The sequence below is a fragment of the Proteiniphilum sp. LBM24028 genome (assembly GCF_056629195.1).
In genome coordinates, this window is record NZ_CM152817.1 from 2,442,242 (window position 1) to 2,458,253 (window position 16,012).

The following is a 16,012-nucleotide window of genomic DNA, read 5'->3' on the forward strand; positions in this document are numbered from 1 at the left end:
ATTTAACCCTGTCATGGTAACTTTTCAGAAACTGATGCATCTATAGAGATAGTAACTCGATGAAGTAAAAACCTCATAAATGATGATCGTATGAAGAAACAAACACTTTTAATTGCTGCCATGCTGGTCAGCCTCACTGCCTTTTCGCAGAAGACACATCGCGTGATGGGTTGGAAGATATCCAGAGATCTTCCGCAAAATGAAATCAAACTGAACCTCGGAACCACCATTGTCGGGCTATACCCCGAAATCTCATACGAAAGGATCCTCAGCGAAGATTTCAGTCTGGGTGCGGCATTGGGAGCAAGTCTGAGTGAAGACGAATATCCTCTATATTTCGGATTAATGCCCTATGCGCGCTGGTTTTTTGGTGGTAGTGCAAGTAATCTCCAGAAATATGGTGCCGGGTTCTTTATTGAAGCCAACGGAGCCCTGTTATCTCAAAAAGAGTATTTGGACGGTGCCGCAAGCCCGACATCCGAGATTGGTGCCGGATTGGGACTGGCCCTGGGATGGAAATACCTCACACGCAATCACTGGATAGGCGAATTTTATTTCGGTGGCGGACGCGATTTTGTCAACGACGGTGGTTATCTCCGGCTTGGTGTCACCATCGGAAAAAGATTCTGAAGAATTTTCAACTTGAGCTTACACTTCTCCAGAAGAACCCGATGATTTCCTTCTTGTTGGGGAAAACGAAACTTGTCAGCCAGGCTATCAGGATGCCGGCAGCCATTCCGATAAAGCCGTACAGCAGGAACGACAGTGGAGTATTTTCCTTGACAACAAGCAATACACCCAAACCTGCTATCACACCGGTAAGCGCTGCTTTTGCTCCCACACGCGGAAAGAAAATTCCAAGAATGAAGAGTGCACCTAATCCACTGGTAAGCAGACCGAGGAAAGTGTTGAACTGGTCCCACAACGAAGCAATATTCCATGTGGCCAACACCAATGCCATTCCCAATCCCAATAATCCACAGAGAAGACCCGACCAGCGGGCCACTTTCAATTGGGAAGCGAAGGTACGGCGCGGGAAGATTGTCTGGTAGAAGTCGGATGTAATGACTGCGGCAGATGAGTTGATGTTGGATGAGAGGGTAGACATGGCTGCGGCAAAGATGGCTGCAATAAGCAGGCCGGCAAAACCCACAGGCATCTCCGACACGATAAACTGCGGAAATACCGAATCGATATTGGGATTGGTCACCATCATATTTGCCGGGTGATCTGTATAGAAGGCGAAGAGGCCCGTCCCTATCAGAAAAAACAGGATGGTGACCGGTACGCTGAGGATACCATTCAGCCAGATACTGCGGGAGGTTGCCTTTTCATCTTTTGTGCTCATATAGCGCTGTACTATGGACTGGTCGCTGGTATAGGTGATGAGAGAGTTGGCTACCCCTCCGATTAGTACTACCCAGAATACCGGCTGTGTAAAATCGAACCGGAAGTCGAACGTCCGGAATTTGTGAAACTCGATGGAAGTGTGCCAGAATTCCCCCAGGCCTCCATCGATACCCATAATCATCAAAACAAATGCAGCAAGTGCTCCAAAGACGAGAATAAATCCCTGTATGACGTCTCCCCAGACTACTGCCTCCATACCGCCGCTGGTACTGTAGATGATGGTTACCAACCCCATGACTACGATAGAGAGATAAATATCGAATCCTGTCACCGCATTCAGTGCCAGCGCCGGCAAAAACAGTACAATGGCAATGCGGCTCACCATAAAGACAACAAACAGGGCCGAAGCCAGCCATCTTGTGGTGCGGTTGAAGCGTTTCTCCAGGTATTCGTAAGCAGTACCCAGCCGGAATCGGGTAAAGAAAGGAAGAAAATAACGAATGACCACCGGGACAATGAGAATGATGCAGATATTAAAGACAAGCATACGCCAGTCGGTTGCATAAGTCTTGGCAGGTATGGACAGGAATGTGATGGCACTCAGCGTTGTGGCAAAAATACTTATACCTGCAGCCCACCATGGAATGCGGCCACTTGCTTTGAAGAAATCCTCGGTATTTTCATTTCGCTTCATAAAGTAGAACCCCAGCAACAGCATTCCTCCGAAATATATAAAAAGGACAAGGTAATTAATCCAACCGAAGGAGGGTTGTGAGGTATAAGAAAGCTGCGTGATTAGGGGGGAACGCACTCCGGGACGGATTTCCCCGCTGGCAATATAGACATTCTTCCCGTCGGATACATCCGATGTGACAGCCACGGGAGGATTCACGGTTTCTCCCGCTTCAAACCATGTATCGGTGATGGTATTGTAGATCAATATCTTGTTATGAAATCCCGTATGATGTATCCACAAACTATCTCTTTTAGCTGTATTGCCTTCCCGGACAGCCTTCTCTACCTGGTTAAAAATATGGCCAGTATCACCGCCATAGAGCAGCACGTGTGAACCACCCACAGCTGAGGCGGTAGCCATTGCCAAAGAAACTGAAGTGCCATCATCATGATGGATATCTCCTTTTTTAGTCCATCTGTTGAGTGAAGGTCGGAAATGGTATACTGATGCATAAAAGATTGTGGCTTCTCCGGCAGTTCTTCTGGCCCTTCCGCCAAAAGAGAAGAGAGCCACCTCTTCTCCATCCTGCTGGGAAGTAAGGGTCGCTCCCGACACCGGCACCGGATAATCGGGCAGTTTTGTCCATCCCGTTGCAGGGTTTGTGACGTCAAGTACAAGAAACTGTCCGGTTGATGTGCCGTCGGCCAGTTCGCCGCCAACCAAATAAACCTTTGAGCCTATGACTGTAGCTGTGGAATTCTTTACCGGTACTGGTAGCGAGGGATACTCTGTGACAGTGACGCCGTTGCCGGAGTATGCCAGTAACCAGGATTTTCCGGTGATGCCATCCGGGGTAAGTCCACCCACACAGAGCAGTCCGCCGGGAAGCGTGGCATAGGAGCCTTCCGCCAATGGTACAGGCAGGTCATGTCCCTGATAGACCTTGCTGAAAGACCCGTCAGGGAGCTGTTCAAAAACAAATACCTGATCCGAAAAATGTTTGATTCCATCCTGCCATGGTTTCCCTCCGGGGAAAGCGGATCCTCCAGCCATGATAAACCGGTTTTCCTGTTTACCGAAAAAAGTACCTGCCAGTCCCTCCCACAGGGTAGAATCTTCCAATGTCCCCATGGAGAAACAGTTGATCTGGTGAAGGGTATTTAGATTATCCGCTTTCAGGAAAGTGACGGATATGGATAACCACATCCATATAAGGAGATATATACGTGAAGTTTTCTTTCGGATCATGAAGTTAAATTTATTTGAAGTTTGTGGTGAGTAAAAAATTGTAAGTCTTCGAACGTATCATGGTTCTATCTCTTTTAGAGAAACAGTCTGGAAGGCCATGTCAGCCTGGCTGCTCTCATAGAGAATACCGATGGTGGAGTCATTCACCGAAGTGATACAGGAATATCCCCGTCCACTATGTTCATCGAGCAGGATATATTTTTCTTCGGGCCAGGTATTGCCACCGTCGTAACTCACTTTCAGGGTGATGTTATTCCGTTTTGAGGTAGATGCCGGATTGACAAACAGGAGCAACGACTTTTTCTCTTCTCCGTCATAATAGGAATGCTTGTGCAGGCTGGCCATGCAGGTGGGTTCTATAAGAGCTTTGCGGGATGTGGGGTGCTCTTTCCAAGTCTCGCCCAGATCACTGGTAACAAACACGGAACGACCGTTTACCTCCTCATTTCCCCGGTTGCGATTGTCACGCATATTCAGCATCAGTGATCCGTTGTGGAGTTCAACTACGGCACACTCTGTCGTATTTTTGGTTGCCGGGTTACTTGTATTCCATGTCTTTCCTCCATCTTTGCTCCAGGTAATGTTAGAGAATGAGGTGCCATTTTCATCCCTACCTTGTGATGGAAAAACCAACGTGCCGTCAGTCATGGTGATTCCCTGTCCGGGTGCCGGCGCAAAAAGCCACCACTCCTTCTTTTTTGCGGAGGTGATGTTGATTGGCTCGCTCCAGGTGAGGCCATCGTCGCTGCTTTTCGTAATCAGGAACTGGGAGGTTTCCTTCACACCAAAGCCGGGCTGAGAACCTTTCGCACGCCATTGGTGTAGCCATCGTGTGCTATCGGCAGTCAAACCCTCAACCCATTTCCCTGTCTCCGCATCCAACAATCCGTGCATCCACAGGCCAGCCACATAAATGTCTCCTGTTCGATCATCCACCAGGATGCAGGCATCGCTCACCCCGTTATATTTCTCCGGCATGCCACCCCACTCCTTTCTATCGAGTACCACCTGCATGGGTTCCCAGGTGCGTCCGCCATCGAAGCTCCGGTTCAAGGCAATGTCCATATGACCCTGCAGGTCACGCGCACTCTCGTAGCGTGCATCGTAAATTGCCATCAACGTGCCTTTTTTAGAGGTAGCCAGCCCGGGGATGCGTGAGGTATGTACTCCGTCCTGTCCCTGCTGCCGGAGTGCCACGCCCGTTCTCAGGGACTTCACCTCACTTCCGGGGATGTGTAGTGTCCCCTTGTCGGTGATAATCTTTTCACACTGTATCCCGATGCGGTGTGTGAGATCGGTACTCTCCTTCAGCAACACGGAAACCCAGAGGGTAAGCGTATCTTCTGTCACGGATAAATGGGGAAAAAAGGTAATCCTGTCTGTTGTCGGTCGTACCTCTCCCACCGGATTACACGTTTCAAACTGATCGTTTTCCCCTGCTTTGAACAGCATTACATTTTCAATATCGCGTATATCGGTAGTTCCTTCCAGGGACAGTATTACTCCCTCAATAATATATTCTTTTCCTTCCAAGCCGGTATTATCACGAATCAACCTGATCTTTTGTAGCGCATTGTATTCTTTCCTTGTCAGTACGGGAAGGGTGGTTGAATCAATTTCTACACTTACACGATTTTGATATCCGCATGAAATGATCAGCATGATCAAAGAAAATGAAAACAGTAGTTTTTTATGCATTATAAAAAGATATATATGTTATTATCTATTTTTGAAAAAACTCCGGAATGATATTTTTCGCTTTTTTTCGTACATGTTCGGCCAAGTCTTCGGGGATGGATCTGTAAGGCCATCTCAAATTGGCGCCCACATCGGCCCATGCACCTACCAAAGCCATAAAGCGATCGCAGGCATGATTGGGAAAATGATATTGTGTAATAAACGGCTCTATCAGGGTAGTCATGAAATGCCTGATGCGATGCTCCAACTCCAATGCCCGATTCATATCGGTTTGTGTAAGTTGATACCATTTCTGGGCAGCCCGGGGATTCAGGCAGGAAACGTTGGAATAGGCTCCCTGTGCACCAAGGGTGATGCCGGTAGCCAGATTATGTCCCGGTATAAATACGGAAATGTCATTCCTGTTGTTTCTTACCCTTTCATACCATTGCAGATCGGAATTCCTGTCAAACACCTTCACACCCGCCAATGCCGGGACCTCTCTTTTTAAAACCTGCCATTCTTCGGGTTGTAACTGTTTTTTTGCATGTGGCGGATTATACAGGACAAGATTGATCTCGCCGGCTTCCGCTGCAATTTTTTTCAGAAATATCGCGCACTCTTCCAAAGTGGGGGGAAACCAATCGGGAAGAATAACCTGTACCGCTCCCGGCTTTAAATGTGTAATCATTTTCAACCGGTGCAGCGATATCTGCGGACTCATATGACTGATTCCTATTTGAAACGGGATGTCTGCCTTTTCACATTTCACAGCCAGTAACTCACTGATCCGGAAAAACTCGTCGTCGGTCTGTGAATAAAACTCACCCGCCGTCCCGTTCGAATAAACTCCATTGGGTTGTGAATCGATTAAAACGTCAATCTCATCATTCATTCGGGAAAAGTCGATCTCTCCGTTTTTGTCAGTTGCCAAGAGCAGCGTTGCCCAATTGCCGTATATTTTATCTGAGGAAAGTGGTTTCATGAAGGTCTGTTTACAATTTATCAGAAATCACAATCCTTTCAGGAGAGTTCCCGGAAGAAAAATCTCATTCCAGTCAAAAGAGACAAAGATCAATTTTTCGTACGGTCTTTTTTTCCCGGCTTCAAAAAAAAGTCCCACTCTTCCATCCGGTAACATGGTAATGCAGGAGTATGCGGCCGGTCCCTCGTACACCAGCTTGCCGTTGCTCCAGCTCCGACAGTCATCCAGACTGACTTTAAGCGTCAGATGATCTCTTCCATGGGGCACGGCAGGATTAAGAAACAAATGAGACTGTTGTCTGCCGGCACTGTCAAAATTTAAGATAGCTGCCTGACATAACGACTCCACCAGCTGAAAGTCGTGTTCAATCTCCGACCAATTTTGCCCACCATCCGTGCTATAACTGATTGCTCTTGTCTGTTTATTATTGTAGGAACGCATATTCATCAGCAAAGTACCGTCGGATAATTCAGTCACCTGACTTTCATTGCATCCGGGTTTGATGGATTCGCTTATCTGCCACGATTTTCCATGATCATCAGAATAGATCACATGGGCCGCATAGCCATAGGGGCCTCCTGCCAGGTTTCCTTGCGGATCATCGTAACTGTGATTCGCCGGAATAACCAGCCTGCCTTTGTAAGCGCCCTTCTTCACTTGTATTCCTATTCCGGGGCCGGTAGCATACCACCCCCATGAAGGGTCGCGGCATGTTTTTTCCAGGCTCTCCGGCTCCGACCACGTTTTGCCATCGTCATCGGAATAACATACATAGGGTAATCTAGGAGACAACGATGTTTTATTGATGATATCACTTTCCTTGTCTTTTCCGTTATTCCAGCTCATAAACAACCAGATTCGTCCGGTTTCCTCATCCACTACCGGACAGGGATTTCCGCATGTGTTGTCTGCATCGTCCCAGACAACCTGTTCATCGCTCCATGTCATCCCATTATCTTCCGAACGTTTCAGCAACAAGTTGATATCTCCGGTATCACCCGCCTCACGTCCCTCGCAAAAGGCGATCAGTGTTCCTTCGTTGGTGACAACCAGCGCCGGTATCCGATAATTATTGTATTCACCCGTTTCCTGTTCCCACAAAACGTTCTGGTAGTTTTTACTTTTAATATTATCAGAAAGTAACAACATTAAAGTCAAAATGGATATAAACAATGGAATTTTGTTCATACTATGTAGTTTTTACTATTTAAATTAAAATAGGGGTAGGATTTCATTAAATTGGACAAAGAATGACCAATAACCGGATAAAATTTTATCATTATTTAGTTATCGGCCATTCATTCCTTTACATTCTATAGAAAGATATTTTATTTTTCAATTTAATAAGTGTAAAGTTTTATTGCTTCCTCCTCACTCAAGGCTCTCTTATAGAGAATGTAGTCATCGATGTATCCGCTCAGGAAATTTTCAGGAGCAAACAGTCCGTTTGTAAATCTGTAATTGGCACCAATCACATAGGGCGTTTTGTCGATTGTCTTTATGTCTTTACCAAGACTACTTGCTTCCAAGACTCCATCAATATACATATAGCCATTCTTTTTACCACCTTCTTCCTTGTATATACATACATAGTGATGCCACAAATTGTCATCCATTCTCTTCTCTGTGTATTCAACCCAGTTTCCGGCTTTACCCTTTTGTTCCACACAGAATCTGGCAAACTGACCACTAGGTTGAAATCTAAACCACGATTGTCTGTTTTCATTATCAGGACGGGCTCCCGGTCCGGAACCATGATGGAAGATTGCTGCATTTTTGGATATCTGAGGTAATTTCACCCAAAAGGCAACCGTAAAATCTGCAGTTTGAAAATCCAAATAATCGGTTTCGGGAATTGACAAAACTGCATAATTATTAGCATCAACACTCATAAATTGTGCTGCCGAGTATCCTTCTGCGTTTTTACCTGTAAATCGTGAATTAGCATCGAACTTAATTTCGGCAATCCCTTTATTCAGAATTTCAGGATTTAACTGATGAGGGCCGGCATCATGACTACTTCCATCAAACGGAAGATACATAACCAGATTTTCACTCGGTATAACGACAGTAAATTGTTCTTTTTCTATAGTTGAAGTGTTTACTGCATTAGAAGACTTCAAAGTCACCTTATACTTTCCAGGGGAAGAATAAGTGATTAACGGATTTTGCTCAGTGGAAGAAGAGGGTGTTCCTCCTTCGAAAGTCCACTCCCACTCGGCTGCGTTTCCAGAAGTTTTATCCTGAAACTGGATAGTGCCGCCGGCATATGTATTTCTCGACACCGCACCAAAGTCTGCGGCTACGGAGTATTTATCAATGATCGTCAGATAATCGGAGACGGTCTTGCTTGAAGATATATTGGGATTCTTTACAGTGAGTTTTACACTATATATTCCAGGTTCAAAATGTAATGAAGGGTTTTGTTCCGTACTTGTTACAACGACTCCTTCCTGAGTTATAAATTCCCAAAACCACTCAGTTGGATACCCTTCTGATATGTCTGTAAAACTGAATTGATCTTCATTTGTACCTATTGTTTTATCTACTGTGAAATCCGTGATAATTTCTGAAGGAAAATCTACCACCACGTAATCTTCTTTGTTTACTACTACAGAGTCATTTCCCCTGACAACTACCAGTCGGACCGAGTATGTACCCGGCACTTCATATTTTACCGTAGGGCTGAAAAGAATTGACGAAGCGGGAGTTCCTCCTTCAAAATACCAATTCCATTTTGAAGGTTCACCCAAGGACTCATCTTTAAAGACAATATTTTCTCCAACCACAATTTCTTTTACATCCGAACTAAATTCGGGGATGAGCGGCTGATCTACTTCATCGGTACACGCAGTCATGAACCCGATAAGGACAAAACATATAAAGAGTATTGATTTTATTGTTTTCATGTTTCTATTTGATTTTTTGTACATTAATTTTCTCAAAACTTATTTTTTCGTACGGATTATTATTCCCCTTTTCATATAAAATGCCGATCTCATTTTCTGAAACCATTACAATATCAGAATAGGCAGAGGGACCACTGTTTACTATATATGAGTAGGGCCACGTTGCGCCGTTGTCGCTGCTTTTTTTGATTGTCATATTAATTCGACTTGCACTTGCGGCATTGGAAAAGAAAAGGAAATGTTTATCATTTATGAGTGTATTGAGTATGCTTGCCTGACATGTAGGATCGGGTAAAGCGTAATCCTGCCTGCTGGCTGTCCATGTCTCACCACCGTCACTGCTGAAAGCAAAAGTTCTGTAAGGGCTCGAATTTCTCATATTCAGCATTAGTCGGCCATCTGACAATTCAGCCACGGTGGACTCGTTTCCTCCCACGGAGGTACCGCCAATTTTCCATGTTTTCCCTTTATCATCAGAATAAATAACATGAGAATATTGTTTTCTGCCAGCTCCTACCTCAATATAGTCGCAAGGAACCACGATCCTTCCTTTATATGGTTCTTTGGTCAAAATGATTCCGTGACAGGGACCGGTGGCGTACCAACCCCATGCAGGATTCTTTACGGAAGAGGTGATCTCTTTGGGTTTCACCCAGGTGAGTCCGTCATCATCAGACCAGCTGTAAAATACCCGTCGAGTATCTTTACTTGTTCCTGCATTGATCGCTCCAATATTATCTTCTCCCAGGTTCCACGTCATTAATAAATGAATTCTCCCGGTTTCCATATCCACGATCGGGCTTGGATTTCCACACGTATTATCGGCATCATCCCAAACCATAACCAAGTCACTCCATGTTTCTCCATTATCAGTTGACCGTCGCAGCACCAGATCTATATCACCTTCATCACGGCAATTTCTTTTTCTGCCTTCAGCAAAGGCGAGCAACGTTCTATTCTTAGTTTGAACAATGGCAGGAATACGGAAACAACTATAGCCCTCTGTCGATGCTTTGTATATTTCCGGAGCCTTGATCATGTCATTCGACGGATCCGGATTTGGATTCGGATTCACATCTCCGGGAGTATCGTTTGAACAAACCGTAAAAAGTAACAGTATGACCGTTAAAATAAAAGAGTATTTAGAGTGTTTCATTTTATTGAACTTATATTGACCACTTTAAAATCCATTCCATCCGTATATCGTTTTTTCCCTCCTTCGTAGAATATCCCGATCTGATTTTCAGAAATCTCCACAAGATCTGAATATCCCGAATTTTCAGGATAAACAATATACTTTCCACTCCAATTACTGCCATTGTCGGTACTCTTTTTAATGGTCATATTCGTTCTTGTTGCTGCCGCAGCATTGGATAAAAAGAGATTACTCCCAATAGTCAAGATGCTCCCCTGACATTTTGCATCCAGTTGTTTTACGTCGACTTTGGGAATTGACCATGTAATACCTCCGTCTACGCTCAAACTGTATTTCCGGTAATATCCTTCATCGGTTCTCATGTTGAGTATCAGGGTTCCATCTTCCAGTTCAGCCACAGAACACTCACCCACTTCACCCACTGGTGTAGGATTACCTGCCTTCCACGTAATCCCGTAATCATCGGAGTAAGCAATATGTGAATAATCTACAACCTTCCCATTTTCTCTTATTGTAAAATAGTTTGGAGAAACCAGACGGTTTTTGAATACGCCTTTTTTTATTTGAATACCATGAACGGGACCCGTTCCATACCAATCCCAGATTGGTTTTTTTATGCTTTTCGTGATTTCAACCGGTTTGCTCCATGTTTTTCCTTCGTCATCGGAATAGGAATAATAAGGTCTTCTGGTGTCGGTTCCCGTACCGTTTACAAGTGCACCCCATTTATCATCCTTGTAGTTCCAAGTCATCAGGAGATGGACTCTTCCTTTGTCATCTACAATGGGAACCGGATTTCCACAGGTATTCAAATCATCATCCCAGATTATTATCTGGTTACTCCAGGTTTTTCCGTTATCGGATGAACGTTTGACAACCAAATCGATATCGCCCGAGTCGCCATTGCTTCTCATTTTGCGGGCTTCAGCAAATGCCAATAATATATTTCCATTGGTTTTCACGATCGCAGGAATCCGATATGCTTCGTAACCGAGTGTTCCTTGTTCAAAAACATAATTAAATTCTAAAGGTTGCTCCGGAGACGGATCAGGGTCCGGAGCAGGATCAGGAGGTAAATCTGTATTGCTGCCACAGGATAATACAAGCAACTGCAAGATAAAGAAGAAAAGCAAAAATGATTGTTTATTATAAGTTTTCATACCCCTCGGTTTGTTCCAGATTAGGATTAATATCTATATCTCTCAATGGAATAGCAAGATACAATGGCACGCGAATTCCATCGTCCGCTCTACTTTTCAGATTGGGAACAAACTCATATACATCTATTGTTCCACCGAAATGAAATCGAAGAAGATCGGGCCATCTTTTTCTTTCCAGATACAATTCCCGCCCCCTTTCACTGAGTATCTCCTTTTCAACTGATATTTTATCTGTGGGACCGGCATAATTTCCGATTTTAGCCCTGTTTCTCACTTTGTTTAATTCGGCGATTGCTTCCGGCAGTTTATCCATCGCAGCATAAGCCTCCGCTTTGAATAGGTACATTTCTGCAAGCCGGTAAATAATGATATCCGAATCATAACTTCTGTCTCCTTCTGTTTTAGTACCTCTCATTTTATTATCAAAAACCCCGATGAGATTGCCATCCGCATCGATCGCCTTAATATATGACTTATTTTTTCTATCGTCTGCAGGGTTTTCTTCAAATAGAGCCATCAACCTTTCACTGGGTGCATAATTGGTTCCGGCACCACTTTTTGCATATGCTATATCATCTTTGTTAATGGCTTTCTCTACAAACACGTCCCGAGGTTTTAATTTGCTGCTATAGTGATCTGATTTTTCAAAAAGTTCAAAATGAATCGCAAAAATCACCTCTTTTCCTTTTTTGGTTCCGTAAATATTGGCGAAATCCTCTTCCAACGAAAGATTTTTGCTTGCCAAATCGGCATTTGTTATTACTTCCTGATAGTCTTGATTTGTGCCATTCAGAACTTTTGCTCTCCACAGCAACAGATCGGCTTTCAATGCATGCGAAGCTTGTTTTGACACCCTTCCTTTACCCTTGGAAAAACCATCCTGTGGGAACAACTCAATAGATTTATCTACGTCGGCCATTGCCTGCTGAAGTACTTCAGTAGCAGGAGATCTTCCGAGTTTGGGTTTGGAGGCATTTTCCGTCGGGTCCAGTTCTAAGGGGGCGTCCCCCCAGATTCTGAGAATACAGAAATACATGTATGAACGAATGAAATAAGTTTCTGCAAGAATGACATTTTTATCAGCCTCCATGCCAAAACTGATCGGTTCAATATTCTTAATCAACATATTACAATGTTGAATAACCGTATAGTAACTATTCCAGCCATATCCATTTTGTGAAGTCAGATTCTGGGTAAAAAGATTGGATGGCCCACCTATTAGTCCTACTTCAAATGCTTCACCCCTGTCTTCAAAATGAAGTGTTGCGTTCGAAACATCTCTCAAACTTGTATAGATACCTATCAGATAACTTTCCGCATCTCCTTTAGACTGCCAGTAGCCATCTCCTGAAATAGAGGAAACGTTGTCTACATCCAATAAATTACAGGAATTAAAGGATAATAATGAAACTGCAATCAGTATGTATGTTATTGTCTTTTTCATATGACTAAAATATTTATTTTCAATGGTGTCATATGGAACTCGCATTAGTCATGATCTTGTATGATAATGATTATCATGCTCGTTTCATATAATTTTTTTATTGAGATATTTGGAATAATAATTTAGAAACTAATCCTGGCCCCTGTATTAAACTGTCTTGGCCTGGGATAAATACCATAGTCCAAACCTGTATAAATTTCGGGGAACATACCTTCGTATTTGGTGATATATCCCAGATTATATGCTCCTACAAAAATTTCTATGCCGCTTAATTTAACACTTTTCACCCACGATCTCGGGAGTTGGTAACTCAGTGATATCTCCCGGAATGCCAAATAATCACCTTTGCTGTAGTACAAACTGTTATTGGTCGCTCCCTGGGCACTATTCCCTATTTGATTATCCCATCTCATACTGTTTCTGTATTGATAATCATAATCACTTTGTACGGTATACTTGGGATATCTGGTACCATCATTTGCACTTTGCCAGGTATTGGTCATCGATTCTTTAATGGCGTTGTTGTTATTTCTGGAGCTACCCATAATTTGTCCCTTAAATCCATTGTCAATCACATGACCTACAGCCCAGTCCATTACGACCCTTGCTGTCAATCCTTTATAACTAAATGTATTAATAATGCCTCCTGTTTTGTCAGGACGGATATATCCCATAAATACCATATCTTTCACATCAAGTCTCCCATCGCCGTTCACATCTTCAAAAATGGCATCTCCCGCATGTTTTCGGCGGCTTTGAGCATTCGGATCCACCGGAGCTTTTGACGCGTCTTCTTCTGTTTGATAGGTACCCAAATAGTTGAATGCCCACCTTCCTCCAAAGCGTTCACCTTCGGCTATTCCTCCAACTTTCATCTCCTTGCCGGTGACAGGATCGTATATAAAATTACCGCCTACCCTGTTTTTCTCTTCTCCGTTATCAGGAAGTTGTTCAACAACCCCTTTATTGTACGAAAAGGTCATGGCCAGATTCCAGATGAAACCTTGTATATCAATGGGTGTTGCATCCAGTTCTATTTCAAAACCGGTATTCCGGATTGAGCCATAATTACTTTTGATTGAACTAAAACCTGTAGAATACCATAGCGGCTCGTCGTATAAACGGTCATGAGTCAATTTATTATAGTAGTCAAACATAAAATTCAGTCGGTTCTTAAAAAAACCAATGTCAATCCCAATATCATAAGAATCGGTTGTCTCCCATTGAAGCTGGGAATTTTTCAATCTCGTATTCAGGATACCCACGCTTCCCATGTAATTACTGCCAGTAATAGTATAGGCACCACGGGAATCGGCGACACTTAAATTATTGTTACCGGTACGTCCCCAACTTGCACGCCACTTCCATCGGCTCATAATATTCATCAAAGGTTCAAAAAACTCTTCTCTGTGCATGTTCCATCCTGCGGATAACCCGGGAAAAATACCCCACATGTTTTCTTCCGCAAAACGTGACGAGGCATCAGTTCTTAAACTTGCCGATGCCATATATTTTCCCTTATAATCGTAGTTTACACGTCCAAAATAGCTAAGAGTTGCTTCATATGTTTTCGTGGAACTTGCACGTTGTGTACTGTCGGCTGTGGCGTTTAAAGTGGGGATCTGGTCAATCATGGCTCCACTGCCGCTTGCCGATAGTCTGTAGCTATAATCGTTTGTATAGCTTGTTCCTGCAACAGCAGACACATTATGGTTCTCACCAAATTTCGTATCATAAGAGAGCAGTGCATCACCCTGAAGATGTCTGTCGTAGTTATGATCGGCCGATGCTGGACGTATCGTGTTACCCGTGGTCTCGTTGTGGGCCTGGAAATAATTCTCTAGCCCCTCTGTTCCAAAATAATATGCTGATGGGCTAAATATCAACCCGGGCAATATATCCCATGTGGCACCAACTTGAAATGTGGTACGGTAGACGGTCACATCATCGTACTTCCCTTTATAATAAAGTTCATGAAGCCTGTTTCGGAACGACGAGATACCTTCACCCGGTGCGGGAGTTCCATCTTCATAATACTGTCGATAGGTGGGCGGTGTCAAAATACTTCTGGATATCGTATTGTTCGTATTCCCCCCGCCTTTAGAATCTCTTACCTGAAAGTTCGCCTTAGTAGACATTCTCCATGTATCGCTTAATTTATAATCCCCGTTATACAGGATACTGTAATTTTTATAGTTTGTACCTCTGAGAATACCATCCTGATCCATATATCTGAGTCCCACATAATAGCTGGCAAAATCATTTCCTCCACTTACATCCAAATCATATTCATGCTTGTTGCCGGTAGTAAAGGTGGCATCCTGGAAATCGTTGTCCTGAAAAATGAGTTGTCTGCCGGTTACAGGATCCTGCATTGTTTGCCAACCCTCTCTCTCCAATAAATTGCTTACGTATTGCTGTCCGTAATTGGCCAAATAGACATCCAGAAATTCAAGCGTATTTTTGGAATTTCTGGGATTTCCGGTAGACATGCCGTAAGAACCATTCAGAAACTTAGCCTGGTCTTCTTTGCCATTGTAAGTCAGATCGGCTTTGTTAAACTTGGCGGTATTACTCCGAGTTAAAAAGATATAATCTTTTGCGTTCAGAAGAGGAATTCTCTCCGGCTGCATTTCTATACCGAAGGTATATTTGAAATTCACTTTCGTTTTTCCTCCCTTACCCGACTTGGTCGTAATAAGTATAATACCATTTGCCGCTCTGGAACCGTAAATTGCTGTTGAGGCTGCATCTTTTAAAACTTCTACGGACTCAATGTCGGAAGGATTCATATCTGAAATATTTCTGAATCCCTGAGAAACTATTCCATCAATGATAAAAAGAGGTGTATCACTTTCGGGAGATGTGGAGCTTCCTCCTCGGATAAATACTTGCGGGTTTGCCCCAGGTTGCCCGTTTTGCATCTGTAATGACAAACCCGCCACTTTCCCTTGTAATTGCAATAAAGGATTTTGTCCGGGTGTTTTTAGAAATTCCTCCTCCCCAACGCTCGATATAGACTGTGTTACCAATGCGCGGGATTGCGTCCCATAGGCTATTGCTACAAACTCTTCCAGTTCCACGGTGGAAAGTTGCATCACCACGCGTATTTGTCTTGATTCTGTAATGATGATCTCTTGTGTTTGAAATCCTACGTACGAAAACTGCAGGGTCCCACCTTTCGGGACAGTTAATCGGAAGTTTCCGTCTATATCGGTCACCGTTCCCTGAGTAGTACCTTTCACAACCACGGAAACGCCCGGCAAAGTTTCACCTTCGTTGTCATTCACGGTCCCGGACACTGTTATCTCCTGTGCCCGGAGAAAGGTAATAGAAGCAAATAAACCAACTAGTAAGGCCAAAAATCGATAAATTTTTCTCATCTTTGTATTGATTTTAAAAATAAT

10 protein-coding genes are annotated in these 16,012 nt (G+C 43.7%); 1 reads left to right on the forward strand and 9 read right to left on the reverse strand.

The features are described from left to right. The first annotated feature begins 90 nt into the window (after nucleotides 1–90). The gene (locus AC1HCU_RS09810; protein WP_480365542.1) at nucleotides 91–630 is read left to right on the forward strand and encodes a hypothetical protein; all 540 of its coding nucleotides are present in this window, start codon (nucleotides 91–93) and stop codon (nucleotides 628–630) included. Nucleotides 631–637: 7 nt separating this feature from the next. On the opposite strand, the gene AC1HCU_RS09815 is transcribed toward AC1HCU_RS09810, so the two are convergent. From AC1HCU_RS09815 to AC1HCU_RS09855, 9 genes are all read right to left on the reverse strand, one after another. Beyond that, a complete protein-coding gene (locus tag AC1HCU_RS09815; protein WP_480365544.1) occupies nucleotides 638–3,274 on the reverse strand; it encodes a sodium:solute symporter family protein in 2,637 nt (878 codons plus the stop codon). 57 nt (nucleotides 3,275–3,331) lie between these two features. Beyond that, nucleotides 3,332–4,972 carry an exo-alpha-sialidase gene (locus tag AC1HCU_RS09820; RefSeq protein WP_480365546.1) on the reverse strand — a complete coding sequence of 547 codons (1,641 nt, stop codon included), beginning with the start codon at nucleotides 4,970–4,972 and terminating at the stop codon, nucleotides 3,332–3,334. A gap of 25 nt (nucleotides 4,973–4,997) precedes the next feature. Further along, the gene (locus AC1HCU_RS09825; protein WP_480365548.1) at nucleotides 4,998–5,936 is read right to left on the reverse strand and encodes a dihydrodipicolinate synthase family protein; all 939 of its coding nucleotides are present in this window, start codon (nucleotides 5,934–5,936) and stop codon (nucleotides 4,998–5,000) included. 27 nt (nucleotides 5,937–5,963) lie between these two features. Beyond that, the gene (locus tag AC1HCU_RS09830; RefSeq protein WP_480365550.1) at nucleotides 5,964–7,124 is read right to left on the reverse strand and encodes a sialidase family protein; all 1,161 of its coding nucleotides are present in this window, start codon (nucleotides 7,122–7,124) and stop codon (nucleotides 5,964–5,966) included. Between the two features lie 152 nt (nucleotides 7,125–7,276). Then, nucleotides 7,277–8,845 (reverse strand): PKD domain-containing protein, encoded by a 1,569-nt coding sequence (locus AC1HCU_RS09835; protein WP_480365552.1) that lies wholly within the window; start codon nucleotides 8,843–8,845, stop codon nucleotides 7,277–7,279. Nucleotides 8,846–8,849: 4 nt separating this feature from the next. Beyond that, on the reverse strand, nucleotides 8,850–10,001 hold the full coding sequence (locus AC1HCU_RS09840; protein ID WP_480365554.1) for a sialidase family protein: 1,152 nt from the start codon (nucleotides 9,999–10,001) through the stop codon (nucleotides 8,850–8,852). Then, nucleotides 9,998–11,161 carry a sialidase family protein gene (locus tag AC1HCU_RS09845; RefSeq protein ID WP_480365556.1) on the reverse strand — a complete coding sequence of 388 codons (1,164 nt, stop codon included), beginning with the start codon at nucleotides 11,159–11,161 and terminating at the stop codon, nucleotides 9,998–10,000. The genes AC1HCU_RS09840 and AC1HCU_RS09845 overlap by 4 nt, the downstream gene beginning before the upstream one ends. Further along, entirely contained in the window at nucleotides 11,148–12,605 is a 1,458-nt protein-coding gene (locus tag AC1HCU_RS09850; RefSeq protein WP_480365558.1) for a RagB/SusD family nutrient uptake outer membrane protein, read from the reverse strand. The genes AC1HCU_RS09845 and AC1HCU_RS09850 overlap by 14 nt, the downstream gene beginning before the upstream one ends. A 122-nt stretch (nucleotides 12,606–12,727) precedes the next feature. Further along, nucleotides 12,728–15,988 (reverse strand): SusC/RagA family TonB-linked outer membrane protein, encoded by a 3,261-nt coding sequence (locus AC1HCU_RS09855; RefSeq protein ID WP_480365560.1) that lies wholly within the window; start codon nucleotides 15,986–15,988, stop codon nucleotides 12,728–12,730. Nucleotides 15,989–16,012: the final 24 nt, after the last annotated feature.